The sequence below is a fragment of the Mesorhizobium sp. WSM4844 genome (assembly GCF_055811775.1).
In genome coordinates this window covers 1-713 of record NZ_JBVVQB010000169.1, presented here as the reverse complement: position 1 = coordinate 713, position 713 = coordinate 1, and the positions used below count along the sequence as shown (strand labels likewise).

1 pseudogene is annotated in these 713 nt (G+C 59.6%); it reads left to right on the top strand.

Going from position 1 to position 713, the window contains the following annotated elements:
- Positions 1–713 (top strand): annotated as a pseudogene (locus AC0L2A_RS36280) (Ulp1 family isopeptidase); the annotation flags it as partial.

Sequence of the window (713 nt, the reverse complement as noted above, 5' to 3'; positions counted from 1 at the left end):
CCATCTGTCCGACGAACACCGGGACGTGATTGATAAGGCGATCGCCCATGCTGAGGCTCAGCAAAAATTGAGCGTGAGAACGCTCCAAAATTACAGGCGTACACTTCGCCGATTGGCGAATGATCTCGGCGCTCGTGGCCAAGCGACTGATCTAGAAAATCACCAATCCCTGGTCGATCACGTCGATACTTTCTTTCCGCATAACGAGGATATAAAGGCGGCGTTGAACGTCCTGCGTGCGTATCATGAGCCGGGCTATTCAGCTACTCGCGGGTGGCGAGTGCCAGTGCCGTCAAAGGCAGACGCGCATGTCTTGGAACAAGTGGCCAGTGACAGCAGGTTGGCCTCAACCACCCGTGTTGGCTATGGTCGCAGTCTTCGCAGATTTTCTGAGGCGCTTGAGAATGAGGGCCAGACGATCTCTGGGCTGGATCATGATTCGCGGATCGAATTCGCCGAGAGGTTGTTTCCACGCAATCGCAATCTCCGCTCCGCGCTGCAACGGGTCGGCGATGCGGAGCCCGCGTCAGACAGGATCGTGGCGGGCGCTTTCGCAGCGGCCGGCTCTGGACACGCCGGAGTTGAGGCCGCCGCCTCGCCAGCGTTAGCTGCCAGCCAACACCGGCCCTGGCCGGATGCGCTTGACCAGGGCAACCTCCTGCCACCCGAGCGGTTCATCAACAATGAACATTCGACGGCGCCGTTGCGGCCAG